General features: G+C 65.3%; 34 protein-coding genes. 3 read left to right on the top strand and 31 right to left on the bottom strand.

Annotation, left to right across the window (positions count from 1 at the left end; genetic code table 11):
• Positions 1 to 156: 156 nt before the first annotated feature.
• The 6 genes from U9J39_RS19495 to U9J39_RS19520 form a co-directional block, all read right to left on the bottom strand.
• The gene (locus U9J39_RS19495; RefSeq protein WP_326347806.1) at positions 157 to 1,020 is read right to left on the bottom strand and encodes an anti-sigma factor family protein; all 864 of its coding nucleotides are present in this window, start codon (positions 1,018 to 1,020) and stop codon (positions 157 to 159) included.
• Positions 1,017 to 1,556 (bottom strand): RNA polymerase sigma factor, encoded by a 540-nt coding sequence (locus tag U9J39_RS19500; RefSeq protein WP_111521322.1) that lies wholly within the window; start codon positions 1,554 to 1,556, stop codon positions 1,017 to 1,019. Before U9J39_RS19500 ends, U9J39_RS19495 begins: the two co-directional genes overlap by 4 nt.
• Before the next feature lie 48 nt (positions 1,557 to 1,604).
• On the bottom strand, positions 1,605 to 2,042 hold the full coding sequence (locus U9J39_RS19505; RefSeq protein WP_115681511.1) for a COG4315 family predicted lipoprotein: 438 nt from the start codon (positions 2,040 to 2,042) through the stop codon (positions 1,605 to 1,607).
• Positions 2,043 to 2,200: 158 nt separating this feature from the next.
• Positions 2,201 to 3,367 (bottom strand): c-type cytochrome biogenesis protein CcsB, encoded by a 1,167-nt coding sequence (gene ccsB / locus U9J39_RS19510; protein ID WP_326347835.1) that lies wholly within the window; start codon positions 3,365 to 3,367, stop codon positions 2,201 to 2,203.
• Between the two features lie 48 nt (positions 3,368 to 3,415).
• Positions 3,416 to 5,635 carry a cytochrome c biogenesis protein ResB gene (locus U9J39_RS19515; RefSeq protein WP_326347808.1) on the bottom strand — a complete coding sequence of 740 codons (2,220 nt, stop codon included), beginning with the start codon at positions 5,633 to 5,635 and terminating at the stop codon, positions 3,416 to 3,418.
• A 188-nt stretch (positions 5,636 to 5,823) separates the two neighbouring features.
• Entirely contained in the window at positions 5,824 to 6,483 is a 660-nt protein-coding gene (locus U9J39_RS19520) for a c-type cytochrome (RefSeq protein WP_092317600.1), read from the bottom strand.
• A gap of 500 nt (positions 6,484 to 6,983) precedes the next feature.
• On the opposite strand from U9J39_RS19520, the gene yihA reads away from it, so the two are divergent.
• From yihA to U9J39_RS19535, 3 genes are all read left to right on the top strand, one after another.
• On the top strand, positions 6,984 to 7,697 hold the full coding sequence (gene yihA, locus U9J39_RS19525) for a ribosome biogenesis GTP-binding protein YihA/YsxC (RefSeq protein ID WP_116313193.1): 714 nt from the start codon (positions 6,984 to 6,986) through the stop codon (positions 7,695 to 7,697).
• 249 nt (positions 7,698 to 7,946) lie between these two features.
• Positions 7,947 to 8,939 carry a porphobilinogen synthase gene (hemB, locus tag U9J39_RS19530; protein ID WP_165835224.1) on the top strand — a complete coding sequence of 331 codons (993 nt, stop codon included), beginning with the start codon at positions 7,947 to 7,949 and terminating at the stop codon, positions 8,937 to 8,939.
• A gap of 17 nt (positions 8,940 to 8,956) precedes the next feature.
• Entirely contained in the window at positions 8,957 to 10,177 is a 1,221-nt protein-coding gene (locus U9J39_RS19535) for a magnesium transporter CorA family protein (RefSeq protein ID WP_326347809.1), read from the top strand.
• A gap of 30 nt (positions 10,178 to 10,207) precedes the next feature.
• On the opposite strand, the gene dsbD is transcribed toward U9J39_RS19535, so the two are convergent.
• The 25 genes from dsbD to rplV form a co-directional block, all read right to left on the bottom strand.
• Positions 10,208 to 12,124, bottom strand: coding sequence for a protein-disulfide reductase DsbD (dsbD, locus tag U9J39_RS19540; protein ID WP_326347810.1), 1,917 nt, complete (start codon positions 12,122 to 12,124; stop codon positions 10,208 to 10,210).
• Complete coding sequence (gene cutA / locus U9J39_RS19545; protein ID WP_116313196.1) at positions 12,121 to 12,525, bottom strand: divalent-cation tolerance protein CutA; 405 nt, start codon at positions 12,523 to 12,525, stop codon at positions 12,121 to 12,123. Before cutA ends, dsbD begins: the two co-directional genes overlap by 4 nt.
• A gap of 124 nt (positions 12,526 to 12,649) precedes the next feature.
• A complete protein-coding gene (gene rplQ / locus U9J39_RS19550) occupies positions 12,650 to 13,045 on the bottom strand; it encodes a 50S ribosomal protein L17 (protein WP_010812373.1) in 396 nt (131 codons plus the stop codon).
• 135 nt (positions 13,046 to 13,180) lie between these two features.
• Positions 13,181 to 14,161 (bottom strand): DNA-directed RNA polymerase subunit alpha, encoded by a 981-nt coding sequence (locus tag U9J39_RS19555; protein WP_010812374.1) that lies wholly within the window; start codon positions 14,159 to 14,161, stop codon positions 13,181 to 13,183.
• Positions 14,162 to 14,326: 165 nt separating this feature from the next.
• Positions 14,327 to 14,950 (bottom strand): 30S ribosomal protein S4, encoded by a 624-nt coding sequence (gene rpsD / locus U9J39_RS19560; protein WP_063241270.1) that lies wholly within the window; start codon positions 14,948 to 14,950, stop codon positions 14,327 to 14,329.
• Between the two features lie 303 nt (positions 14,951 to 15,253).
• Entirely contained in the window at positions 15,254 to 15,652 is a 399-nt protein-coding gene (rpsK, locus tag U9J39_RS19565; protein ID WP_010812376.1) for a 30S ribosomal protein S11, read from the bottom strand.
• Positions 15,653 to 15,676: 24 nt separating this feature from the next.
• On the bottom strand, positions 15,677 to 16,042 hold the full coding sequence (rpsM, locus tag U9J39_RS19570) for a 30S ribosomal protein S13 (protein ID WP_010812377.1): 366 nt from the start codon (positions 16,040 to 16,042) through the stop codon (positions 15,677 to 15,679).
• 19 nt (positions 16,043 to 16,061) lie between these two features.
• The gene (gene rpmJ / locus U9J39_RS19575) at positions 16,062 to 16,178 is read right to left on the bottom strand and encodes a 50S ribosomal protein L36 (RefSeq protein WP_008642959.1); all 117 of its coding nucleotides are present in this window, start codon (positions 16,176 to 16,178) and stop codon (positions 16,062 to 16,064) included.
• A 30-nt stretch (positions 16,179 to 16,208) separates the two neighbouring features.
• The gene (infA, locus tag U9J39_RS19580) at positions 16,209 to 16,427 is read right to left on the bottom strand and encodes a translation initiation factor IF-1 (RefSeq protein WP_010812378.1); all 219 of its coding nucleotides are present in this window, start codon (positions 16,425 to 16,427) and stop codon (positions 16,209 to 16,211) included.
• 23 nt (positions 16,428 to 16,450) lie between these two features.
• A complete protein-coding gene (gene secY / locus U9J39_RS19585; protein WP_062801963.1) occupies positions 16,451 to 17,794 on the bottom strand; it encodes a preprotein translocase subunit SecY in 1,344 nt (447 codons plus the stop codon).
• A 47-nt stretch (positions 17,795 to 17,841) separates the two neighbouring features.
• Positions 17,842 to 18,276, bottom strand: a complete 435-nt coding sequence (gene rplO / locus U9J39_RS19590) for a 50S ribosomal protein L15 (protein WP_012354135.1) — start codon at positions 18,274 to 18,276, stop codon at positions 17,842 to 17,844.
• Positions 18,277 to 18,295: 19 nt separating this feature from the next.
• Positions 18,296 to 18,478: a 50S ribosomal protein L30 gene (gene rpmD / locus U9J39_RS19595; protein WP_010812381.1), complete on the bottom strand. Its 183-nt coding sequence runs from the start codon at positions 18,476 to 18,478 to the stop codon at positions 18,296 to 18,298.
• Positions 18,479 to 18,488: 10 nt separating this feature from the next.
• Positions 18,489 to 19,007, bottom strand: coding sequence for a 30S ribosomal protein S5 (gene rpsE / locus U9J39_RS19600; RefSeq protein ID WP_006160449.1), 519 nt, complete (start codon positions 19,005 to 19,007; stop codon positions 18,489 to 18,491).
• A 21-nt stretch (positions 19,008 to 19,028) separates the two neighbouring features.
• On the bottom strand, positions 19,029 to 19,385 hold the full coding sequence (gene rplR, locus U9J39_RS19605) for a 50S ribosomal protein L18 (RefSeq protein WP_026164029.1): 357 nt from the start codon (positions 19,383 to 19,385) through the stop codon (positions 19,029 to 19,031).
• 11 nt (positions 19,386 to 19,396) lie between these two features.
• Positions 19,397 to 19,930 carry a 50S ribosomal protein L6 gene (rplF, locus tag U9J39_RS19610; protein ID WP_012354137.1) on the bottom strand — a complete coding sequence of 178 codons (534 nt, stop codon included), beginning with the start codon at positions 19,928 to 19,930 and terminating at the stop codon, positions 19,397 to 19,399.
• Between the two features lie 10 nt (positions 19,931 to 19,940).
• Entirely contained in the window at positions 19,941 to 20,336 is a 396-nt protein-coding gene (gene rpsH / locus U9J39_RS19615) for a 30S ribosomal protein S8 (protein ID WP_010812384.1), read from the bottom strand.
• A 27-nt stretch (positions 20,337 to 20,363) separates the two neighbouring features.
• Positions 20,364 to 20,669 carry a 30S ribosomal protein S14 gene (rpsN, locus tag U9J39_RS19620; protein ID WP_010812385.1) on the bottom strand — a complete coding sequence of 102 codons (306 nt, stop codon included), beginning with the start codon at positions 20,667 to 20,669 and terminating at the stop codon, positions 20,364 to 20,366.
• Positions 20,670 to 20,678: 9 nt separating this feature from the next.
• Complete coding sequence (rplE, locus tag U9J39_RS19625; RefSeq protein WP_010812386.1) at positions 20,679 to 21,221, bottom strand: 50S ribosomal protein L5; 543 nt, start codon at positions 21,219 to 21,221, stop codon at positions 20,679 to 20,681.
• 25 nt (positions 21,222 to 21,246) lie between these two features.
• A complete protein-coding gene (rplX, locus tag U9J39_RS19630) occupies positions 21,247 to 21,555 on the bottom strand; it encodes a 50S ribosomal protein L24 (protein ID WP_010812387.1) in 309 nt (102 codons plus the stop codon).
• Between the two features lie 9 nt (positions 21,556 to 21,564).
• On the bottom strand, positions 21,565 to 21,933 hold the full coding sequence (gene rplN / locus U9J39_RS19635) for a 50S ribosomal protein L14 (protein WP_010812388.1): 369 nt from the start codon (positions 21,931 to 21,933) through the stop codon (positions 21,565 to 21,567).
• Between the two features lie 280 nt (positions 21,934 to 22,213).
• On the bottom strand, positions 22,214 to 22,492 hold the full coding sequence (rpsQ, locus tag U9J39_RS19640; protein ID WP_010812389.1) for a 30S ribosomal protein S17: 279 nt from the start codon (positions 22,490 to 22,492) through the stop codon (positions 22,214 to 22,216).
• The gene (gene rpmC / locus U9J39_RS19645; RefSeq protein WP_008642937.1) at positions 22,489 to 22,683 is read right to left on the bottom strand and encodes a 50S ribosomal protein L29; all 195 of its coding nucleotides are present in this window, start codon (positions 22,681 to 22,683) and stop codon (positions 22,489 to 22,491) included. The genes rpsQ and rpmC overlap by 4 nt, the downstream gene beginning before the upstream one ends.
• An 11-nt stretch (positions 22,684 to 22,694) precedes the next feature.
• Positions 22,695 to 23,111 (bottom strand): 50S ribosomal protein L16, encoded by a 417-nt coding sequence (gene rplP / locus U9J39_RS19650; protein ID WP_006576240.1) that lies wholly within the window; start codon positions 23,109 to 23,111, stop codon positions 22,695 to 22,697.
• A gap of 2 nt (positions 23,112 to 23,113) precedes the next feature.
• Positions 23,114 to 23,911, bottom strand: coding sequence for a 30S ribosomal protein S3 (rpsC, locus tag U9J39_RS19655; protein ID WP_063241274.1), 798 nt, complete (start codon positions 23,909 to 23,911; stop codon positions 23,114 to 23,116).
• Positions 23,912 to 23,920: 9 nt separating this feature from the next.
• On the bottom strand, positions 23,921 to 24,250 hold the full coding sequence (rplV, locus tag U9J39_RS19660) for a 50S ribosomal protein L22 (protein ID WP_003271370.1): 330 nt from the start codon (positions 24,248 to 24,250) through the stop codon (positions 23,921 to 23,923).
• Positions 24,251 to 24,258: the final 8 nt, after the last annotated feature.

Genomic DNA, 24,258 nt, shown 5'->3' on the forward strand with positions numbered 1-24,258 from the left:
CCTGGTCGTGCCGGCGCCGGCGGCGCCGCGTGCTTGCAGGGTTGGACTCCGGACTTGGTCGTGGAGTGCGGGCCAGTCCTGACAGTTTTTGTGATGGCGTCGAAATGACGCGTGCCTGGTGCGCCGGCCATGTGCCGCAAGCGCGGTGCCGGTGCGTTATCCGCCCTGGTATTGCTGGTACACCACCTGCGCCAGGGTCAGCAACCGGGCGCGTTCCAGCGGCCCCGCCAGCGCAAAGCCCAGGTCGCGGTCGATCCAGTAGAACGCCATCATCGGGGCGCGGCCCGGCGTTCGCCGCCGCGCGCCCTCGCCTGTCATGCGCTCGACGCGGAAGCCGGTATCGGGCGTCCCCTGCGCCATGCGCCGCAGCTGCAGCGACAGGCGCGTGCCGTCGTCGGCTTCATACATCAGGATCGCCGACGGGCCGCCCTCGGCCACGCCCAACCGGCCGCCGATCAGGTGGAAGCCCTGCGCGCGCAGGTCGGGCACCTGCAGCGCCGTGCCCAGGCGCCGGGACAGCCAGGCGACCAGGTGGGCCTCTTCGGTCGCGGCGACTTCCACCGGGTGGCGCATCTCCGGGGCGTAGACCGCGTGCGTGGCGAGCGCCTCGCGCGCAAAGCGCTCGCCCGGTGCCAGCACCAGCGTGCTGCCGCCAAGGCGGTCGTGCGCCAGCCAGCCCAGCGTACCACCGACGGCCAGCAGCGCGACCGACGCGCATGCGGCCGCCACGGCCATGGTCCAGCGCGGCCAGGGGCGGGCGCCATCGCGCCGGGCATCGCGGGCGCGGGTGCGCCCCTGGTCGCCGTGCAAACCCGGCGGCAAGGCCGCCAGGGGCACCGGTTCGTTGAGTACCGGGTCGAGCGCGCGGTGCAGCGCCTCGGCCTGCCGGCGCCAGGCGGCAACCTGTGCCGCCGCGTCCGGGTGCTGAGCCAGGTAGGCCTCGACGGCTGCGCGGCGCGCGCCGGCCAGCTGCCCATCGGCATAGGCGTGGAGATCGGCTTCGTGGATGCCCGCCATCATTTCACCCGTTGCAGCGCATTGGCGGCCGTGGGGGTTCGGGTCGGCGCCGCGCCGTCAAGCAGCCGCCGCATCTGTTCGCGTGCCCGCGCCAGCCGCGACATCACCGTGCCTGGCGGGATGTCGAGCACGCGCGCGGCCTCGGCGTAGGTCAATTGTTCCAGGCTGACCAGCAGCAGCACCGCGCGCTGCGGCTCGGGCAGCTGCGCCAGCGCCTGCGACAGGTCACGCCGCAGTCCCGGGTCTTCGGCGGGGCCGCTGACCTCGGGCAGGGTGTCGGTGGCCACCACCAGGTCCTTGCGGCGCAACGCGTTCAGGCGCAGCCGGTGCATCAGCGTCAGCAGCCACGGCAGCAGGCCATCGGCGCCGTCGCCCCACCACGCGCCGGGGCGCAGGCGGAAGCGCCAGCGGTAGCGCAGCGCGCGCTCGAGCGTGTCCTGCACCAGGTCGTCGGCCAGCGCCGCGTCGCCAGTGAGGCCGCGCGCATGGCGCCGCAGCCGCGGCGCCAGCGCAACGAGTTGGCCGTCAAACCCTTCCATGCCGTGATGGCTGCAGTGACCGGGGTGGCTCAGGTGGTGGCTGCCGCGTCAGGGCTTGGCCACGTGCCAGACGTTGTTGACGTTGTCGCCGGTGCGGTCGCCCGGCTTGGCGTCCTTGGCGAAGCGGTACAGCGGCAGGCCGCGGTAGGCCCACTGCTTGCTGCCGTCATCGCGCGTGATGATGGTGTACTGGCCCGAACCGCTGGTGCCCGGGGCCGCCATCAGCGGCGGCCAGTTTGTGGCACAGGGCCCGTTGCAGGCGCTCTTGCCGCTGCCGGCGGTGTCGCGGTCAAAGGTGTACAGCGTCAGGCCCTGCGGATCGGTCAGCACGCCATCGGTCACCTTCACCGTGGGCGGCAGATTGCCGGCGCTGCCACCGCCCATGCCCATGCCGGCACAACCGGCGAGCAGGACGGCCGCGCAGCCGAGCGCGAGCGCGCCGGGACGAACCAGGGATGCAGCAGCGTTACGACGCAGACTTGCCATGATCTTGTTCTCCATGCAATTCGGTGCCGCCAGCCGGCCCCGTCCCTCCAGTAAACACTGGATGTGATCCCTTTATTCCCGCAGCGGCCAAAAAAATTGAAAAAAGTCGAAAAAAAACCTGCCCGAAGGCAGGTCTTTTGCATTGCAGCATGCGCGGGTCAGAGCTCGCCGTAGCTGTGCAGCCCAGACAGGAACATGTTGACGCCGAGAAAGGCAAAGGTCGTCACCAGCAGGCCGACCAGCGCCCACCAGGCCGCCACCGTGCCGCGCAGCCCCTTCATCAGCCGCATATGCAGCCAGGCCGCGTAGTTCAGCCAGACGATCAGCGCCCAGGTTTCCTTCGGGTCCCAGCTCCAGTAGCCGCCCCAGGCTTCGGCCGCCCACAGCGCGCCGAGGATGGTGGCGATGGTGAAGAAGGCAAAGCCGACGGCGATCGCTTTGTACATCACGTCGTCGAGCAGCTCCAGCGACGGCAGGCGCTCCGCCAGGACGCCGCGCTGCTTGAGCAGGTAGGCCACCGCGACCATCGCCGCCAGCGCAAAGGTGCCGTAGCCAATAAAGTTGGCCGGCACATGGATCTTCATCCACCAGCTTTGCAGCGCCGGCACCAGCGGCTGGATCTCCTGCGCATTGCGGCTGACCGTGTACCACAGCAGGAAGCCCACCGCGGCCGACACCACCAGCATCACGAACGGGCCCAGCGCGCGCGTGGCGTAACGGCCTTCGTAGTACAGGTAGAACAGCGAGGTGATCAGCGTGAACAGCACGAAGACTTCGTACAGGTTCGAGATCGGGATGTGGCCGATGTCGGCGCCGAGCAGGTAGGACTCGTACCAGCGCACCAGCATGCCGGTAAAGCCCAGCACCACTGCGCCCCAGCACAGCTTGCTGCCGAGGCTGTAGCCGGTGCCGGAGCGCGTGGCCAGCCCGACCCAGTAGAACAGCGTCGACAGGAACACCAGCGCGCTCATCCACAGGATGGCCGACTGGCTCGACAGGAAGTACTTGAGAAAGAAGGCCTGTTCGGCGCGCGCGAGCTGGCCCTGGTAGAGCTGGATCGCGAACAGCGACAGCACCGCCAGCGCTACCATCAGCGGCCGCACCGGCTTCCAGTGCCAGCCGAGCAGCGCGAAGGTGGGCACGGCGCCGATCAGCACGGCCTTGTCGTAACCGTCCATCCATTGCCCGTATTGCGCCAGCGCCACGCCGGCGCCAGCGGCCAACGCCAGTGCGAACAGCCAGTCCACCCAGCTCAGGCGACGCAGGAAGGAAGGTTCGAGGTAGGCCTCGTCGGCGCCGGTGTCGGCGCGCGGGGTACCGCGCATGGCGCGATCGGCCTGGTTCACATTAGAGGACATAACGTACCTGCTCATTCAGTGGGGTGTGCCGGCGGGCTCCGCGGTGGCGCTGCGGCCCCCTGCGGCGCGGCCGATGTCGTCGCGCAGTGCGGTGAATTCCTTCTCGAAATCCATGGTGCGGCGCTGGGTCGACATCGCCATCAGCACATGGCTGCCGGCATCGCCGTCGGCGGCGTTGCCCGCGGCGGGCTGGCCGGCAGACTGGTCGCTGGACTTGTCCTTCACCCAGACCCAGACCCGGCGCTCGCGGATATAGAACATCGCGAACACGCCCAGCACCAGCAGCAGACACCCAAGATACACGATGTTCTTGCCCGGCGCACGGGTCAGCTGGAACACGCTGGCCTTGATTTCCTGGAAGTCGTCGAGCTGCAGGAACACCGGTGCGCCATAGAAGAAACTATCCGACAGCGCATTGATGGCCTGCTGCAGGAAGGCGCCGCTCTGGGCACTGTTGGCCACCACCGGCAGCCGGTCCTGCGCGCGCGCGAGCTGCCACAGCTCCCACATCGAACCGTTCAGGATCTTCAGCAGCACGTCGGCGGCCTTCTGCTGCTCGGCCGGCGGCACCGACTTTTCCAGGAAGGCCGCGATGGCGGTGAAGCCGCCCGGCGGCGAGTCCGGCGTGGGGCGCGTCGCCCCCGCGAACAGGTCGAGCGCGCGCAGCGCGCTTTCGGCCAGCTGCCGGCGCAGCTCGGCCTTGTCGTCGCCGGGCATCGATGCCAGCGCAAAGCGGCGCGCGGCCTCGCCGCGCAGCGCGCGGTCCTGCAGCGCGGCACGCAGGCGCATCCAGTCGGCCACGCTGCCCTGGTCGTCGGCGGGAATGCGCAGGTAGCGGAACTGCTCGCTGGGCGACTCGCGCATGCCGGCCAGGAACACCGACTGGCCGTCCATCTGCACCGGCACCATGTAGTTGTTGTACTCGCGCGCCTGTCCGGTGCGGTCGCGCAACTTGTACTGCACCGACGGGCCGACATTGCGCAGGGTCTTGGCGCGGTCGGTGCTGGCCGCGGCGCCGAGATGCTTGTCCAGCGTTTCGTTGAAGGACTTGCGCGCCACGCCGCGCGCGTCGGGCTTGCCCGAGGCATCGGTGACGTTCTCGATATTCATCAGCCGGAAGTCGCTGAACTCCACCGTCAGTCCGTCGCTGTCCGCGCTGGTGCCGGTGCCGGCCAGCGGCTTGTTGGCGCCCACCGCGCCGTCGATGGTGAAGGTGGCATGGCCGCTGCCCTGCATCGGGTAGCCGACGAACTTCAGGCGCGAACCGCCGTCCTCGAAGCTGGACTGGTAGATGGCGATGCCGTCGACGATCAGCGGCTCGTTCACCTTGATGGTGGCCTCGGTGCGCTTGCCGGTGGCGCGGTCGGTCACGATCACGTCCGAGGCAAACAGCTTGGGCATGCCGGTCTCGTAGAAGTCGACCTTGAACTTCTTGAGCGTGATCGCGAACGGCAGGTCCTGCACCAGCGCTCCATCGGCAATATTGAGAATTGCCGTGGAGACGGTCGAGCCCTCGGGCACGTAGGCGTTGCCGCGGAAGCCCGGGTTGTTCACCGACAGCCGGTGCTGCGGCGGGATCTCGCTGATCACCGCGTTGCCGCGGATCGGGGTCTTGTCGCCCAGCCACATCTGCGCGCGGATCAGCAGGTCGCCGTCGAGCAGGCCGCCGATGCAGATCACCACGATGGCGGTGTGCGCCAGGATATAGCCGACCTTGTTGGCGGCGCCGGCCTTGGCCGCCAGCAGCGTGGCGCCGTCATGCTCGACCGCCTTGACGCGGTAGCCGCGGTTGCGCAGCAACGCCGTGAGCCGGCCAACGGCCTCGGTGCGCGGACGGGCGCCGTCGAACTCGCCGCGATGGTGGAAGGCCCGAAGGCTGCGCTCGCGCACATGGTCCTTCCACGAGCGCATATCCGCGATCATCTTGGGCGCGTTGCGCACCAGGCACAGGCTGGTGGACACCACCAGGAAGGCCAGGATCAGCAGGAACCACCACGACCCGTAAACCTTCTGCAGCGACAGCGTGTGGAACACGTCGGCCCAGAACGGGCCGAACTGGTTGACGTAGTTGGGATACGGCTCGTTCTGCTTGAGCACGGTGCCGATCACGCTGGCGATGGAGATCACCGTCAGCAGCGCGATCGCAAAGCGCATCGAGGACAACAATTCGACCGCGTCGCGCAGCACGCGGTGAGAGGTCTTCAGGTGCAGCCCTGAAGTGGAAGCGGTCGACATGTGCAGTGAAACCTAAAACAGCGTACGGCCTGGAAATGAATAAAGGGTGGACATGCTTTGGCAAGCAGGCCACCCTTTTCGATTGTGACAAGCGCGTTCGGTTGCATGGCTGGCCGCGCCATCCGGCGGCGGCCGCTCAACCGATGCGCCGGCGCGCGTGGGCGCCAGCGTCGCGGAATCCCGGATCGTCAGCGAACCCCGGCGACGTAGTCCGCCACCGCCTTGATCTCGGCATCCGACATCTTGGCGGCGATGGTCGTCATGACCGGATTGTTCTTGCGGGTGCCCTGGCGGAATGCCACCAGTTGTGCCTCGGTATAGTCGGCCCACTGGCCGCCGATGCGCGGATACTGCGCCGGCATGCCTGCGCCGGCGGGGCCATGGCAGGCGGCGCAGGCCGGCACGCCCTTGGCGGCGATGCCGGCGCGATAGATCTTCTGGCCGGCTTCAATGCTGTCCTTGTTCTTGGCGGTGGCCGGCTTGAGCGACTGCTTGGCGAGGTAGGCGCCAACGTTGCGCATTTCCTCGTCGGTCAGCACCGACGCCATCGGCACCATGATCGCGTTGCTGCGGGTCTTGGCCTTGAAGTCGGCCAGCTGCTTGTGGACGTACTCGGGATGCTGCGCGGCCAGCTTGGGATTGGCGGCGGCCGCGCTGTTGCCGGCGGCACCGTGGCAGCTCAGGCAGGCGGGCACATTGCGATCGGGGGCACCTTGCGTGTACAGCGTTTCACCCTTGGCCGGGTCCGCCTTCGCGGCGGCCTGCTCTGCGGCAGATGCCAGACCGGAAAGGGCGGCGGCAGGAACGGCCAGAGCCAGGACACCCAGAATCTTCGCAATGCGGTTCATTCGCACACCTTCTCTGAATTGTTTTGGATACCGTGATGCGTGTCGGTCCGGCGCTTTGCCGGCGGTGAGGACGCGCCGGTGCAAAAGGCTGGGAATCGTGGCGACCCGCGAGCGGCTGACCGATCCGCGCAACGCTGGCCGTGGCGGCAGACCCCGCCAGCCCGCTCCCGCCGCCGCCACACCGTCCGGTGCAACGCGCAATGCGGGGCAAAGGCCCTGCCCACGATGGAACGACACACTAGGCTTCCCGCCCGGACGACGGCAGCCGAGGCACGCGGCATGGATGCCACGCGTCACCCGCTCAGGAGACCGTAAACCGGCGTATTGTACAATAAGTTATGTGCCGGATTGATGCCTTGCGCCTTGTCGTGCCCGCTTCGGGCTGCGCCAGATCAACCCCCGGCGGGCGGCCAGCGGCCGCAGCCATCCCACCCTGGCGGAACCCCGGCCCTGGCGCGCGCTGCGCGTGGCCTGCGCGGCCCGCCCCACTGCTCTAGCGCATGTCCCTTCTTCACCAGGCCCGCTTCTTCATCACCGTGAACCACCTGCGCGACCTGCCCGCCACGGCCGTGCCCGAGGTGGCGTTCGCCGGGCGCTCCAATGCGGGCAAGTCCACCGCCATCAACATCCTGTGCAACCAGAAGCGGCTGGCCTTTTCGTCGCGCACGCCCGGGCGCACCCAGCACATCAACTATTTCTCGGTGGCGCCGGTCAAGGCGCCCGATCCGCTGGCGTTCCTGGTCGACCTGCCCGGCTACGGCTATGCCGAGGTCTCGGGCTCGGCCAAATACCACTGGCAGGGCCTGCTGAGCGATTACGTGCAGACGCGCCAGCAACTGGCCGGCCTGATCCTGATGATGGACGCGCGCCGGCCGTTCACGGACCTCGATTGCCAGATGGTCGAGTGGTTCCTGCCCACCGGGCGGCCCATCCACGTGCTGCTGACCAAGGCCGACAAGCTCACCAACAGCGAAAACGCCAAGGCGCTGCGCGAAACCCGCAAGATGCTGCAAGGCTATGCCGAGCAGCTGGAAACGCCGGTGCCGATGACGGCGCAGCTGTTCTCCAGTCTCAAGCGCCGCGGCATCGAAGAGGCGCAGGGCGTGATCGCCGGCTGGCTCAACCTGCCCGAAGCGCGCAAGGCGGAACGCGAGCCCACCGCCGCGAACAGCGTGCCCCCCGCCGTGCCCCCTGCGTCCGATCCAGCCGCGTGATCCGGCAGCAGGCGCGCAAAAAAAAGCCCCGTCGCAAGCAACGGGGACAAACTTTCCCGCCGGTGGGGCGGGTACCCGCTCAGGGAGGAGTAGCGGGGAACACCGCGCCACGCAGCGCGCAACGCAAAGTGTCCGCGAGTATGATGGCGGGCACGCACAAAAGTTTAGTTTTTCTTCGGCCAGCCGCACGACGCTGCGCGCGCCGCGCTTGCCGGCCTGCATTCCGTCCTCTTCCGCCAAGAAGCCGCTATGTCCACCTTCCCCGAGTTCCGCCCGCGCCGCATGCGCCGCGATGATTTCTCCCGCCGCATGATGCGCGAGCATCGCCTGTCCCCGGACAACCTGATCTACCCGGTCTTCATCCTCGACGGCCAGAACCAGCGCCAGGCCGTCGCGTCGATGCCCGGCGTGGAGCGCGTGTCGGTCGACCTGCTGATGCCGGTGGCCGAAGACTGCGTCAAGCTCGGCATCCCGGTGCTCGCGCTGTTCCCGGTGATCGACCCGTCGCTGAAGACGCCCGACGGCATCGAGGCCACCAACCCGGACGGACTGGTGCCGCGCGCCGTGCGCGCGTTGAAGGACCGCTTCCCCGAGCTTGGCGTGCTGTGCGACGTGGCGCTCGACCCGTATACCAGCCACGGCCAGGATGGCGTGCTCGACGACAACGGCTACGTGATCAACGATGCGACGGTGGAGATCCTGGTGCGCCAGGCGCTGGCGCAGGCCGAGGCCGGGGTCGACATCGTGGCCCCGTCCGACATGATGGATGGCCGCATCGGCGCGGTGCGCACCGCGCTGGAAGACAACGGCCATATCCATACCCGCATCATGGCGTACTCGGCCAAGTACGCGTCGGCGTTCTACGGCCCGTTCCGCGACGCGGTGGGCTCGGCCGCCAACCTGGGCAAGGGCAACAAGATGACCTACCAGATGGACCCGGCCAACACCGACGAGGCCCTGCGCGAAGTGGCGCAGGACATCCTGGAAGGCGCCGACATGGTGATGGTCAAGCCCGGCATGCCTTACCTGGACATCGTGCGCCGGGTCAAGGACGAGTTCCGCTTCCCGACCTACGTGTACCAGGTCAGCGGCGAGTACGCGATGCTCAAGGCCGCCGCGCAGAATGGCTGGCTGGACCACGACAAGGTGATGATGGAATCGCTGCTGGCGTTCCGCCGCGCCGGCGCCGACGGCATCCTGACCTATTTCGCGCGCGACGCCGCGCGGCTGCTGAAGGCCTGACGCCGAACCGACTGCGCATGGAGTTGCTAGGGTTTTCAGCGAGCCAGGTTCACCCGCTCGCCTCTCTCACCGAGGCGAGCAACTTTCTGTCGGACAATGCGGCGTCGCTGTTCGTGTGGGCGGATTTTTCCACCGAAGAGGTAACCGCGGCGCCCGACGCCTGGCGCGAGCAGGTGCGCCAGCTTGCCGGCGCGCCCATCCTCGACCTGCACCTCGCCGACGCCATCAACGCGGCGCATCCGTCGTACTTCGATACGACCCATGCGTACGACATGGTGATCTTCCGCAAGCTCACCTTCGAAACCAGCCGCGCCATCGCCGAGGCCGAGCCGCAAGACGCCGCCGGCACCGCTAGCACCACCAAGCCGCCCGCGGCCGAGGCAGCGGCCCGGCAGAAGCGTTATGCGCCCGGCTTCCTGCCGGCACTGGCCAAGATCGATACCCAGCCGGTCACGTTCTTCATGTTCGACACCGTGCTGGTCACGGTGCGCTCCGGGCCGTCGCGCACCATCGATCAGGTGCGCCAGCGCCTGCTCGAGCTGTGCCAGGCGCCGCGTCCGCAAGCCGTGCCCGCGCGTGGCAACGGCCAGTCGCTGCTGCACGGCATCCGTCCGCCGAGCCGGCCCGAGGACCTGATGCTGCGGCTGCTCAACGCCATGGTCGACCGCTACCTGGAACTGCGCGCGCCGCTGACGCGCCAGCTCGACCGCTGGCAGCGCGCGCTGCTGAACTCACGTCGCAGCTTCTCCAGCTGGGAGGGCCTGCTGGATGCGCGCATCCAGCTGCGCAAGCTGGAACACCTGAGCGAGGAGCAGCGCGACGCGCTGCAGGAGTTCCGCGACAGCCTGCTGGACAACCGCTACAGCAGCGACCAGCCGGGCGGCGCGGCCAATGCGCCAGGGCGCGACGAGGTGCTGCTGGTGCGCATCAACGACGTGATGGAGCATATCCAGCGGGTGCTGGCGCATGCGCGCCGGCTTGAGGATTCGATCGAATCGGCGGTGCAGATCCACTTCTCGGCGGTGGCGCACCGCACCAACCGCACCATGCGGGCACTGACATTGATCACGGCGCTGTTCATGCCGCTGACGCTGATCACCGGCGTGTTCGGCATGAACTTCGAGCGCATGCCCTGGCTGCAGGAGCCGCAGGGCTTCTGGTGGTCGATCGGCCTGATGGGCGCGGTGGCGGTGGTACTGGCGGCGTTGTGGGGCGTGGCGCGGCAGCTCGAGCGCTAGCCGCAGGCCTGGGTACGCCCTGCGTACGCTTCAGGTACGCGTGCGCGTACCGAACGCGCGCTCCAGGCTTTCCAGGAAACGGTTGGCCGACTGGTAGCCGATCACGCGCACCGGGCGCTCGCGCCCGTCCGGGCCGAACAGGATGATGCCGGGCGGCCCGAACAGCCCGAAGCGCTTGAGCAAGGCCTTGTCGTCGGCATTGTTGGCGGTCACGTCCGCCTGCAGCAGCACGATCTCCGACAGCCGCGCGCGCACGCGCGGATCGACGAAGGTCATGCGCTCCATTTCCTTGCAGCTGACGCACCAGTCGGCATAGAAATCCAGCAGCACCGGCTTGCCCGCGGCGGCGGCCTGCGCCACCCGGGCGTCGAGTTCGGCCGCGCTGCGTACGCGCTCGAAACGCACCGCCTCCGCAGCGCCGGCGTTTTCGCCGCCACTGCGTGCCACGCTCAGGTGCGACAGCGGCTGCAGGGGATCGCGTCCGCCCGAGGCCACGCCGATCAGCACGATCGCGGCGGCAATGGCAAACAGCACGCCCACGCCCTTGCCCACCCGCACCAGGTTGCGCGGATCCGGCCCCAGCCCGTCGAAGGCGCCGAGAAACACCGCCGCCACCAGCAGCAGCGCCGCCAGCAGCAGCATCGTGGCCCACGCCGGCAGCACCGGCCCCAGCATCCACAGCGCCACGCCCAGCAGCAGGAAGCCGAAGAAGCGCTTGGTCACCTCCATCCAGCGGCCGGCGCGCGGCAGCAGGTTGCCTGCACCCACGCCGACCAGCACCAGCGGCACGCCCATGCCCAGCGCCATCGCGAACAGCGCGGCCCCGCCGGTCACCGCGTCGCGGCTCTGTGCGATATAGGCCAGCGCGCCCGCCAGCGGCGCCGTCACGCACGGCCCGACGATCAGCGCGGAGATCGCCCCCATCGCCGCGGCGCCGGCCACTTGCCCGCCCTGGCGGCGGTTGGACGATTCCGTGAGCCGGGTCTGCCAGCGCTGCGGCAGCTGCAGCTCGTACAGGCCGAACATCGACAGCGCCAGCGCCACCATCAGCGCCGCGAAGGCACCGAGCACCCAGGGCTTCTGCAACGCGGCGGAGAGCCCCTCGCCCAGCAGCCCCGCGGCCACGCCAACCGCGGTGTACACCACCGCCATGCCTAGCACATAGGCCAGCGACACCACCAGCGCGCGGCTGCGCGTGACGTGCTCGCCGACCACGATCGATGACAGGATCGGCACCATCGGCAGCACGCACGGCGTAAAGGTAAGCAGCAGGCCCAGGCCGAAGAACAGCGCGGCGATCAGGCCCAGGTTGCGGCTCGCCAGCGCGCCGGCGATGCGGTCACTGTCGTCGGCGCGCAGGGTCGCGGCCGCGCCCGGCACGGCGGGTGTTGCCGGTGCGGGGGCCGGCGCGGCCGCGGGCGCATCGCTGCGGCCGCGCTTGCCGAACAGGTCGGCCAGGGCGCTGCCGCCCACCTTGTGGACGCTTTCCATCGGCGGATAGCACAGGCCCTTGTCGGCGCAGCCCTGGGAAGTCACCGTCAGCGTCCATTTGCCGTCGGCGGGCGCTGCCTCGACCGGGATGCGGATGACCACGCTGTCGCGGTAGGTCTCCATTTCCTTGCCAAAGGTCTCGTCGAACTTGACCTTGCCCTGCGGGTAGGCCGGCGCGCCCAGCTTCACTCCGGCCGGCTGCGCGGCGAAGGCGAAGCGTTCGCGGTACATGTAGTAGCCCGGCGCGACATCGAAGCGCACCTCGATGGTCTTGTCGTCTGGCTGGCTGGCGGCAAAGCGAAAGGCTTGCTCCGGCGGCAGGAAGTCGTCCTCGGTGGCGGCGTGAAGGCTGCCCGCCAGGCACAGCCACGCCAGCGCCGCCAGCAGCGCTGCGGCAATATGCCGCGCCCACATCTGCCCGGGCGTGCCCGCCCGCCGTGCCAAACCGATAGTCATGAAGCCGATTCCTGTCTGTTCTGATCCTGGGGTGCTGCCGTACCTGCTGCGGCGCTGGCGGTCTCGCCGCGAACCCATTCCAGGTAAGGCCCGTAGCCCGCTGACGCGGGCCACGCGAGCAGCTCCGGCACCTCATAGGGGTGATGTTGCCGGATCACGGCCTCGAGCGCAGCGTAGCGTGCGCGCGTGGTCTTGATCAGCAGCGGCCATTCCTGCGCCCGTTCGAGCTTGCCCTGCCACCAGTACTCGGATTCGACCGGCGCCAGACGGTTCACGCAGGCGGCGGCGCGCGCCTCCAGCACGGCCCGCGACAAGCGCGCCGCGGTGTCGGCATCGGGAGCATTGGTCATGGCGACGAGCACCTCGTCCGGGCCGGTAAATTGGTCAGTATGGCTTTGCATCGACACTCCCCCGCGGCCGGCCATCGCCGCCCCGCACAAAACAAAAGAGCCAGGCGGATGCCTGGCTCGATTGTAAGCGGTGCGCCCGGAACCGTCGCACGACGGCTGCGGGCAGGAAACGCACTTATTCCGCGGCTTCTTCGGCCGGGGCTTCGGTGATTTCCGGGCGATCCACCAGCTCGACCAGCGCCATCGGCGCGTTGTCGCCCTGACGGAAGCCGAACTTCAGGATGCGGGTGTAGCCGCCCGGACGGGTGGCGTAGCGCGGGCCCAGTTCGGTGAACAGCTTGGTGACCATGTCGCGGTCGCGCAGGCGGGCGAACGCCAGGCGGCGGTTGGCAACGGTGTCCTTCTTGGCCAGCGTGATCAGCGGCTCGACAACCTTGCGCAGTTCCTTGGCCTTGGGCACGGTGGTCTTGATCAGCTCGTGCTGGAACAGCGAGTTGGACATGTTGCGCAGCATCGCGAGACGGTGCGACGAGGTGCGGTTCAGTTTCCGCAGACCATGACGGTGACGCATGATGATTCCTTTCAGTTAAGTGTTTGACCAGCTCTTCTATCGTCCGATGCGGCGGGACGCGGGCCGGTAGTCATACATGCCCCGGCCACAGCCGGGGCGGTTGCTGCGATGCGGGACGGATGCCCCGCGCCACAATTACTTTTCCAGACCTGCGGGCGGCCAGTTCTCGAGCTTCATGCCGAGGGTCAGGCCGCGCGAGGCGAGGACTTCCTTGATCTCGTTGAGCGACTTGCGACCCAGGTTCGGGGTCTTGAGCAGCTCGTTCTCGGTACGCTGGATCAGGTCGCCGATGTAGTAGATGTTTTCGGCCTTCAGGCAGTTGGCCGAACGCACCGTCAGCTCCAGGTCGTCGACCGGGCGCAGCAGGATCGGGTCGATCTGCGGCGTGCGGCTCGAAGCGGCCTCGGCGGCGGACTCGGTGCCTTCCAGCGCGGCGAACACGGACAGCTGGTCGACCAGGATGCGGGCCGACTGGCGGATCGCTTCCTCGGGCGAGATCACGCCGTCGGTTTCGATGTTCATCACCAGCTTGTCGAGGTCGGTACGCTGTTCCACGCGAGCGGATTCAACCGCGTACGACACGCGGCGCACCGGCGAGAACGAAGCGTCCAGCACGATGCGGCCGATGACCTTGCCCGACTCGTCGCCGAACTTGCGCACGTTGCCCGGCACATAGCCGCGGCCTTGCTCGACCTTGATCTGCATGTCCAGCTTGCCGCCGGCCGACAGATGGGCGATCACGTGGTTCGGGTTGATGATCTCGACGTCGTGCGGCAGCTCGATATCGGCGGCCGTGACCACGCCTTCGCCATCCTTGCGCAGCGACACCGTGACTTCGTCGCGGTTGTGCAGCTTGAACACCACGCCCTTCAGGTTGAGCAGCAGGTTGACGACGTCTTCCTGCACGCCGTCGATGGTGGAATACTCGTGGACCACCCCAGCGATCGTGACTTCGGTCGGGGCATAACCGACCATCGACGACAGCAGCACGCGACGCAGGGCGTTACCGAGCGTATGGCCGTAGCCGCGCTCGAACGGCTCCATCACGACTTTGGCGTGATGGTCGCCCAGAGGCTCGACGGCGATGATTTTTGGCTTGAGGAGTGCTGTTTGCATTAGGTTGTCCTTTTCAATACCCTCGGCTCGTTACACCGATAAGGCTGACGTTTGGAACCTGGAAATCCCATCGTAACGATGGGCGAAGCCCGACGCGCGCCAGGCGCGTCGGGCTGAAGGAGAAGCTTTGCGACGAACGCAAGCTCTGGGCCGGCTGCTCGCGGATTAACGCGAGTACAGTTCGACGATCAGGCTTTCGTTGATGTCGCCCGAGATATCGGCGCGATCCGGGACTTGCTTGAAGGTGCCTTCGAACTTCTTGGCGTCCACGGCGACCCAGGTCGGGAAGCCCGACTGCTCGGCCAGCGACAGCGCTTCGGCGATACGGACCTGCTTCTTCGACTGCTCGCGGATGGTGATGATGTCGCCCGACTTGATCTGGGCCGACGGCACGTTCAGGGTCTGACCGTTCACCAGGATCGCCTTGTGCGACACCAGCTGGCGCGCTTCAGCGCGGGTCGAGCCAAAGCCCATGCGGTACACCACGTTGTCCAGGCGCGATTCCAGCAGTTGCAGCAGGTTTTCGCCGGTGTTGCCCTTGCGGCGGTCGGCTTCGGCGAAGTAGCGGCGGAACTGGCGCTCGAGCACGCCGTAGATGCGCTTGACCTTCTGCTTTTCACGCAGCTGGTTGCCGTAGTCGGAGGTGCGGGCACCCGAGGTGCGGCCATGCTGGCCCGGCTTGCTGTCCAGCTTGCACTTGTCGGCCAGCGAGCGGCGCGAGCTCTTCAGGAACAGGTCGGTGCCTTCACGGCGGGAAAGTTTGGCCTTCGGGCCGGTATAACGTGCCACGTTGTCTTCCTTTGATCGATCACGGCGCCTTCAGGACGCGCCGTGAGTCCGCCAACGCAGTGCCGGCGCGGTGCAACAGGGCACACGCCAGACCGTGACGGACGGTGGGCTTATTAAGCGCGCCCCGTTGGGGAGGCGTGCTGCAAGCAATTTACCAATACGCCGGCATCATAATGTGCCTTTTACGACACTGACGCGGCGCAAAACGAAAACCTGCCGCATAAAAATGCAGCAGGTCAACGCGCGATACTAGCATATCCGAAACCGGCAGGTAAACCCGCCGAGTTCGGACACGCCAACGCATCAGATGCGGCGGCGCTTCGGCGGACGGCAGCCGTTGTGCGGAATCGGCGTGACGTCTTCGATGATCGCGATCTTGATGCCCAGCGCGTTCAGCGCGCGGACAGCCGATTCACGACCCGGGCCGGGGCCCTTGATACGCACTTCCAGGTTCTTGATGCCCTGGTCTTGCGCCACGCGGCCGGCGTTCTCGGCAGCAACCTGGGCAGCGAACGGGGTCGACTTGCGCGAACCCTTGAAGCCCTGGCCACCGGCGGTCGCCCACGACAGGGCGTTGCCCTGGCGGTCGGTGATCGTGATGATGGTGTTGTTGAACGAGGCGTGGACGTGCGCAATGCCGTCGGCAACGTTCTTCTTGACCTTCTTACGCGCGCGAGCGGCGTTATTCGGACCTTTTGCCATTAGTTTCTTCCTCTGCCTTCGGCTTTACTTCTTCAGAGCCACGCCGGCCTTGCGCGGACCCTTGCGGGTACGGGCATTGGTCCGGGTACGCTGACCGCGCATGGGCAGGCCCTTGCGGTGACGCATGCCACGATAGCAACCAAGGTCCATCAGACGCTTGATGTTCATCGTGGTTTCACGACGCAGGTCACCCTCGACCGTGACCTTGCCCACTTCGTCACGAAGCTTTTCCAGGTCGGCGTCGGTCAGGTCCTTGACCTTCTTGTCAAACGGTACACCGGTGGCCTCGCAAATCTTGCGAGCGCGCGAGCGGCCGACACCATAAATGGCCGTCAGGCCGATTTCGGTGTGCTTGTGGTTCGGGATGTTAACCCCTGCGATACGTGCCATTCGTCAATCCTCTTTCCGATTAGCCTTGGCGTTGCTTGTGGCGGGGATCCGACGAGCAGATCACGCGCACGACACCGTTGCGCTTGATGATTTTGCAGTTGCGGCAAATGCGCTTAACAGAAGCCAGCACTTTCATAATTTTCCTCTTCCTTCAATTCCTGTTCGCTCACTTCGTCCGGAAGACGATTCGTGCGCGCGACAGATCATATGGGGTCAGTTCGACCGTCACCTTGTCACCCGGAAGGATCCGGATGTAGTTCATTCTCATCTTGCCGGAGATATGGCCCAGCACTACATGGCCATTCTCCAGCTTGACTCGGAACGTCGCATTGGGCAGGTTTTCCAGGACCTCGCCCTGCATCTGGATGACGTCGTCTTTAGCCATACCTAGCCTGTACCGATCCGAAGTCAGCGCAAGGTCAGATTGCCCTTGAAATTCGCCTTCTTCAGCAGCGACTCATACTGCTGCGACATGACATAGGACTGAACCTGGGCCATGAAGTCCATCGTGACGACCACGATGATCAGCAGGGAGGTTCCGCCAAAATAGAACGGAACGTTCCAGCGCAGCACCAGGAATTCCGGCAACAGGCAGACCAGTGTGATGTAGATCGCACCAGCCAACGTCAGACGCACCAGGATCTTGTCGATATAGCGCGTCGTCTGCTCGCCCGGACGAATGCCCGGAATGAAGGCACCGCTTTTCTTCAGGTTGTCTGCCACTTCACGGCTGTTGTACACCAGGGCCGTGTAGAAGAAGCAGAAAAATACAATCGCAGCAGCGTACAGCAGGATGTAGACCGGCTGGCCCGGCGACAGCGTGGCAGCCAGGTCCTTGATGAACCGGCCGACCGTGCCCGTCGAGTCAGACGTGAACCAGCCCGCGATCGTCGCCGGGAACAGGATGATCGACGATGCGAAGATCGGCGGAATCACCCCTGCCATGTTCAGCTTCAGCGGCAGGTGCGACGACTGGCCGCCGTACACCTTGTTGCCGACCTGACGCTTGGCATAGTTCACCAGGATCTTGCGCTGGCCACGCTCGACGAACACCACGGCGAAGGTCACACCGATCACGATCGCCACGATGAAGATCGCCGCGATGATGCTCATGGAACCCGTGCGGACCAGTTCGAACAGTCCGCCGATCGCGTTGGGCAGGCCCGCCGCGATACCGCCGAAGATGATGATCGAGATGCCGTTGCCAAGGCCCCGCTCGGTGATCTGCTCACCCAGCCACATCAGGAACATCGTGCCGGTCACCAGCGTGATCACCGCCGTGGCCCGGAACATCAGGCCCGGATCCAGCACCAGCCCCGGCTGCGACTCCAGCGCGACCGCGATCGACAGCGCCTGGAACGTGGCCAGGACCACGGTGCCGTAGCGCGTGTACTGCGTGATCTTGCGCTGCCCTGCCTGCCCTTCCTTCTTCAGCGACTCCAGCTGCGGCAGCACGATCGTCAGCAACTGCATGATGATCGACGCCGAGATGTACGGCATGATGCCGAGCGCGAAGACGGTAAAGCGCGACAGCGCCCCGCCCGAGAACAGGTTGAACATCCCGAGGATGCCACCCGACTGACTCTGGAAAAGCTTCGCAAGCTGCTCCGGATCGATACCGGGCACCGGAATATGAGCGCCGATGCGGTACACGATCAGGGCCAGCACCAGGAACATCAGCCGGCGCTTGAGGTCGCCGTACTTCGCCGTGTTCCTGGCTTGCGCGCTTGCATTGGGTTTCGCCGTGGCCAAACGATGCTCCGACTATGACTGCCTATGCTGCGATGAATGCTGCCGTATCAGGCTGCGATCTGGCCGCCGGCGGCTTCGATCGCGGCCTTGGCGCCAGCGGTGGCGCCCAGACCCTTGATCGTCACCTTGCGGGTCAGCTCGCCGGCCTTGATGACCTTGGCGCTCTTGACCAGGTCGCCGACCAGGCCAGCCTGCTTCAGGACCAGCAGGTCGACTTCGGCCGCTTCCAGGCGCTCGATGTCACGCAGCGTGACTTCGGCGGTGAACGCCTTGGTCAGCGAGGTGAAGCCGCGCTTGGGCAGGCGACGATACAGCGGCATTTGACCGCCTTCGAAGCCCACCTTGTGGAAGCCGCCCGAACGCGACTTCTGACCCTTGTGACCGCGACCGGCGGTCTTGCCCAGGCCGGAGCCGATACCGCGGCCGACGCGACGCTTGGCGTGCTTCGAACCGGCAGCCGGTTTCAGGTTGTTCAGTTGCATCTTGCTCTCCAAGTCCCGATCAGGCCAGAACCTTGACCAGGTACGAGACCTTGTTGATCATGCCGCGCACGGCGGGCGTGTCCTGCAGCTCCGACACCGAGTTGATGCGGCGCAGGCCCAGGCCACGAACGGTGGCGCGATGATCCTCGCGCGTGCCGATCAGGCTGCGCACGAGTTGCACTTTTACGGTTTTCTGCGACATTGCGTTCACCTTAACCCAGGATGTCTTCGACCGACTTGCCACGCTTGGCGGCGATTTCGCCCGGCGTGCTCATCTTCTGAAGGCCGTCCAGCGTGGCGCGAACCATGTTGTACGGGTTGGTGGAGCCGTGCGACTTGGTCACCACGTTGGTGACGCCCATCACTTCGAAGATCGCGCGCATCGGGCCGCCGGCGATCACGCCGGTACCTTCCTTGGCGGGCATCATCAGCACCTTGGCGGCGCCGTGCTTGCCAACGACTTCGTGTTGCAGCGTGCCGTTCTTCAGCGAGACCTTGACCATCTTGCGACGGGCTTCGTCCATTGCCTTCTGAACAGCAACCGGCACTTCCTTGGCCTTGCCCTTGCCCATGCCGATGCGGCCATCGCCGTCACCGACCACGGTCAGCGCAGCGAAACCGAGAATCCGGCCACCCTTCACCACCTTGGTGACACGGTTGACCGAGATCATCTTCTCGCGGAGGCCGTCGTCGCGTTCGTCCTGTTGGACTTTTGCTTGCATCTTTGCCATGACGTATCTCTCTCTATGCGCTTAGAACTTCAGGCCAGCTTCGCGGGCGGCGTCTGCCAGGGCCTTGACGCGGCCATGGAAACGGAAGCCGGCGCGGTCGAAGGCGACGGTTTCCACGCCGGCAGCCTTCGCCTTCTCGGCGATGCGCTTGCCCACGATGGTAGCGGCAGCGGCGGTAGCGCCCTTGCCTTCCAGTTCCTTGCGCACTTCTGCCTCGACGGTCGAAGCCGAAGCCAGCACCTTGGTGCCGCACTCGGAGAAGACCTGGGCGTAAATGTTCGAATTCGTACGGAACACGGTCAGACGATTGACTTTCATCTCCGCGATCTTGGCGCGGGTCTGACGTGCACGGCGCAAACGAGCGTCTTTCTTGTTCATCATTGCACCCCTTACTTCTTCTTGGTTTCCTTCAGGATGACGCGCTCGTCGCTGTAGCGCACACCCTTGCCCTTGTAGGGCTCGGGCGGGCGGTACGCGCGGACTTCCGCGGCAACCTGACCGACTTTCTGCTTGTCCGCACCCTTGATCAGGATTTCGGTCTGCGTCGGCGTTTCAGCCTTCACGCCTTCCGGCATCTCATGGATCACGTCGTGCGAGAAACCAAGCTGGAGCTTCAGCGCAGTGCCTTGCAGCTGGGCACGATAGCCCACGCCAACGAGGTTCAGCTTGCGCTCGAAACCGGTGGTCACGCCCTTGACCATGTTCGCCGCCAGGGCGCGCATGGTGCCTTGCAGGGCGTTTGCTTCACGCGACTCGTCAGCCGGCGCGAAGGTCAGCGTGTCGTTCTCGACATTGACCTTGACCAGGCTGTGAATCGGCTGCGACAGCGTACCCAGCGGACCCTTCACGGAGAGCACGCCAGCTGCCACGTTCACTTCCGCGCCCTTGGGGAGCGCGATGGGAGCCTTACCTACACGGGACATGGTTCTCTCCTTAAGCGACGTAGCAGAGAACTTCGCCGCCCACGCCGGTGGCGCGAGCCTTGCGGTCGGTCATCAGACCCTGCGGGGTCGAGATGATCGCCACACCGAGGCCGTTCATCACTTGCGGAATGTCGCTGCGGCCCTTGTACACGCGCAGGCCGGGCTTCGAGACGCGCTCGATGCGCTCGATCACCGGACGGCCGGCGTAGTACTTGAGACCGATGCTCAGTTGTGCCTTGCCGCCATCTTCCTGGACGGCGTAGTCGTCGATGTAGCCTTCGTCCTTCAGGACCTTGGCGATTGCCACTTTCAGCTTCGACGACGGCATGACAACCGACGCTTTCTGCACGCCCTGGGCGTTGCGGATGCGCGTCAGCATATCGGCGATAGGATCGCTCATGCTCATACTGTTTCTCCTGTAGCCTGTGCGTAATTACCAGCTGGCTTTCGTCAGACCCGGAATTTCGCCCTTGAAGGCGATTTCGCGGATCTTGTTACGCGCCAGGCCAAACTTGCGGAAGGTACCGCGGGGACGACCGGTGATCGCGCAGCGGTTACGCTGGCGGGTCGGGTTCGCGTTGCGCGGGAGCTGCTGCAGCTCGAGACGCGCGCTGTAACGCTCTTCTTCCGACTTTTCTTGGTCGTCGATAATGGCCTTGAGGTTGGCGCGCTTGGCGGCATACTTTGCCACCAGCTTGGCGCGCTTCTTCTCACGTTCAATCAGAGCCAGTTTAGCCACGGTTACCCCTTAATTGCGGAACGGGAACTTGAACGCACCGAGGAGGGCCTTGGCTTCCTCGTCGTTCTTTGCCGTCGTCGTGATGCTGATGTTCAGACCACGCAGTGCGTCGATCTTGTCGTACTCGATTTCGGGGAAAATGATCTGCTCTTTCACACCGATGTTGTAGTTGCCACGACCGTCGAACGACCGGCCCGACACACCACGGAAGTCACGCACGCGCGGCAGGGCCACGGTAACGAAACGATCGAGGAATTCGAACATGCGCTCGCCGCGCAGGGTCACCATCGCACCGATGGGATAGCCCTGACGGATCTTGAAGCCGGCGATGGCCTTCTTGGCCTTCGTCACGACCGGCTTCTGACCGGCGATCTTGGTCAGGTCGCCCACGGCGTTTTCAATGATCTTCTTGTCATTGATGGCTTCGCCAAGACCCATGTTCAGGGTGATCTTGGTGATGCGCGGCACTTCCATGACCGACTTGTAGCCGAACTGCTCGATCAGCTTCGGCACAACCTGTTCTTTGTAAAACTCTTGCAGACGTGCTGCCATGCTCAACTCCTATACGTGCCCAGAATCAAGCTGCCACGACGGCGCCGGTGGTCTTCAGCACGCGCACGCGCTTGCCGTCTTCCACCTTGATGCCGACGCGCGACGGCTTGCCATTGGCATCCACGAGCGCAACGTTGGAAATATGCAGCGGCATGACCTTGTCGACCACACCACCGGTAGTGCCCAGCATCGGGTTCGGGCGGGCATGCTTCTTGGCGATGTTCACGCCTTGCACCGCAACCTTGTCGCCGAGGACGGCTTGCACGGTACCGCGCTTGCCCTTGTCCTTGCCGGTCAGCACGATGACTTCGTCGCCTTTGCGAATCTTGTTCATGGCGGCTCCTTACAGCACTTCCGGAGCGAGCGACACGATCTTCATGAAGCGCTCGGTACGGAGTTCACGAGTCACCGGCCCGAAGATACGGGTGCCGATCGGCTCGAGCTTGTTGTTCAGCAGGACGGCGGCGTTGCCGTCGAACTTGATCAGCGAACCGTCAGCGCGGCGCACGCCCTTGGCGGTACGCACGACGACGGCGTTGTAGATGTCGCCCTTCTTGACGCGACCGCGCGGCGCTGCGTCCTTGACGGTCACCTTGATGATGTCGCCAACGCTTGCGTAGCGGCGCTTGGAGCCACCCAGCACCTTGATGCACAGCACTTCGCGCGCACCAGTGTTATCGGCCACTTCGAGCCGGCTTTCTGTCTGAATCATGGTGTTTGTCTTCCCAACTTAATCCGCCAGGTGCGATAGCGCCCGTCGGTCAGTCTTGGTCCCGTCGGTTCCGGCCTTGCGCCAGCACCGTATGGGTTGATCAACTTTGAAGTCGGTAGGAACCTGGCAATCCGACTGAAAAACATCGGAGCCGCCTGGCCCTGGCTCGCTCAACAGGTCCGCCCGGGTGGTACAGCTAAGGCGAACGCAATAAAGCGGAAGTCCAGGATTATAGCTACATAATCCTGGACTTGCAAGTCAAGCTAAGAACGTGTTGTTCTTAGATGACGCGTGCAGCCTCTACCAGCCGGGAAACCACCCAGGACTTGGTCCGCGACAGCGGACGGCCTTCCTGGATTTCGACCTTGTCGCCTTCCTTGTACTGGTTGGCTTCGTCGTGTGCGTGGTACTTCTTGGAACGCAGCACGTACTTGCCGTACAGGGGATGCTTGACGCGGTTTTCCACCAAGACCGTAACGGTCTTGTCCATCTTGTCGCTCACGACACGGCCGACCAGGGTGCGGCGAAGCGACTTTTCCGTTTGTGCAGCTTCAGTCATTTCGCGTTCGCCTTTTCAGTCAGCACGGTTTGCACGCGCGCGATGTCCTTGCGAACCTTCTTCAGCTGGCTGGTGTTCTGCAGCTGTTGGGTTGCCTTTTGCATGCGCAGGCTAAATTGGGCCTTCAGCAGCTCGGAGAGCTCCTGGTTCAGGCCTGCGGCGTCCTTGCCGCGAAGTTCGGATGCTTTCATCCCTGCTCTCCTTACGTCCCGACCTGGCGCACCACGAAATTGGTGGCGATCGGCAGCTTGGCCGCTGCGAGGCGGAACGCCTCACGCGCCAGCTCTTCGCTCACGCCATCCATTTCGTACAGCATCTTGCCCGGCTGGATTTCAGCCACGTAGTATTCCGGATTGCCCTTGCCGTTACCCATACGGACTTCGGCGGGCTTCTTCGAGATCGGCTTGTCCGGGAAGATCCGGATCCAGATGCGGCCGCCACGCTTGATGTGACGGGTCATCGCACGACGTGCCGACTCGATCTGACGAGCGGTCAGACGGCCACGGCCCATTGCCTTCAGGCCGAATTCGCCGAAAGACACGGCGTTGCCACGGGTAGCCTTACCCGTGTTGCGGCCTTTCTGCTCCTTGCGGTATTTTCTGCGCTTAGGTTGCAGCATCGTTATTCTCCACTCTTCCCATCTGCGCCAGGCGCAGCGCGACGACCGGCACCGGCACCGCCGCGGCGGTTGCCACCCGGACGGCCTTCGCCTTCACGACGGCGGCCTTCCGGACGACCCGGGCGACGACGACGGTCGTCTTGCGGCTCTTCCACCACCGGCGCGTCATTGCGGCCGAGGTGATCCCCCTTGTAGACCCACACCTTGACACCGATGATGCCGTAGGTGGTTTCTGCTTCGGAGAAGCCGTAGTCGATGTCGGCGCGCAGGGTGTGCAGGGGCACACGGCCTTCGCGGTACCACTCGGTACGTGCGATTTCGATACCGTTCAGACGGCCGGCGCTCATGATCTTGATACCCTGGGCGCCCAGGCGCATCGCGTTCTGCATGGCGCGCTTCATGGCGCGGCGGAACATGATGCGGCGCTCGAGCTGCTGGGTGATCGAGTCGGCGATCAGCTGAGCATCGGTTTCCGGCTTGCGGATTTCCTCGATGTTCACGTGCACGGGCACGCCCATGCGACGCTGCAGTTCGGCCTTCAGCAGTTCGATGTCCTCACCCTTCTTGCCGATCACCACGCCCGGACGCGAGCTGTAAATGGTGATGCGGGCATTGCGGGCGGGGCGCTCGATCACGACGCGGCCAACCGATGCGTTCTTCAGCTTCTTCTTCAGGAAGTCGCGAACTTCGATGTCTTCCTTCAGCATGCCGGCGAACTTCGTGTTGCTGGCGTACCAGCGCGAAGCCCAGTTACGGCTGACAGCCAGACGGAAGCCAGTCGGATGAATCTTCTGTCCCATCGTGACTCCTTAGTTGCCGAGCGTCACAGTGATGTGACAGGTTTGTTTCTCGATGCGGTTGCCGCGGCCCTTTGCCCGTGCCGTGAAGCGCTTGAGCGAGGTTGCCTTGTCGACGTAGATCGATTTGACCTTGAGTTCGTCGATGTCGGCGCCTTCGTTGTGCTCGGCGTTGGCGATGGCCGATTCGACCACCTTCTTCACGATCCCGGCAGCCTTTTTCGGGCTGAACGTCAGGACGTTGAGCGCGCGCTCGATCGGCAGACCACGGATCTGGTCAGCGACCAGGCGCGTCTTCTGGGCGGAGATGCGGGCACCGCGATGAATCGCTTTCACTTCCATGATGGCAC

The organism is Cupriavidus sp. SS-3 (genome assembly GCF_035818815.1).
Lineage (GTDB): Bacteria > Pseudomonadota > Gammaproteobacteria > Burkholderiales > Burkholderiaceae > Cupriavidus > Cupriavidus taiwanensis_C.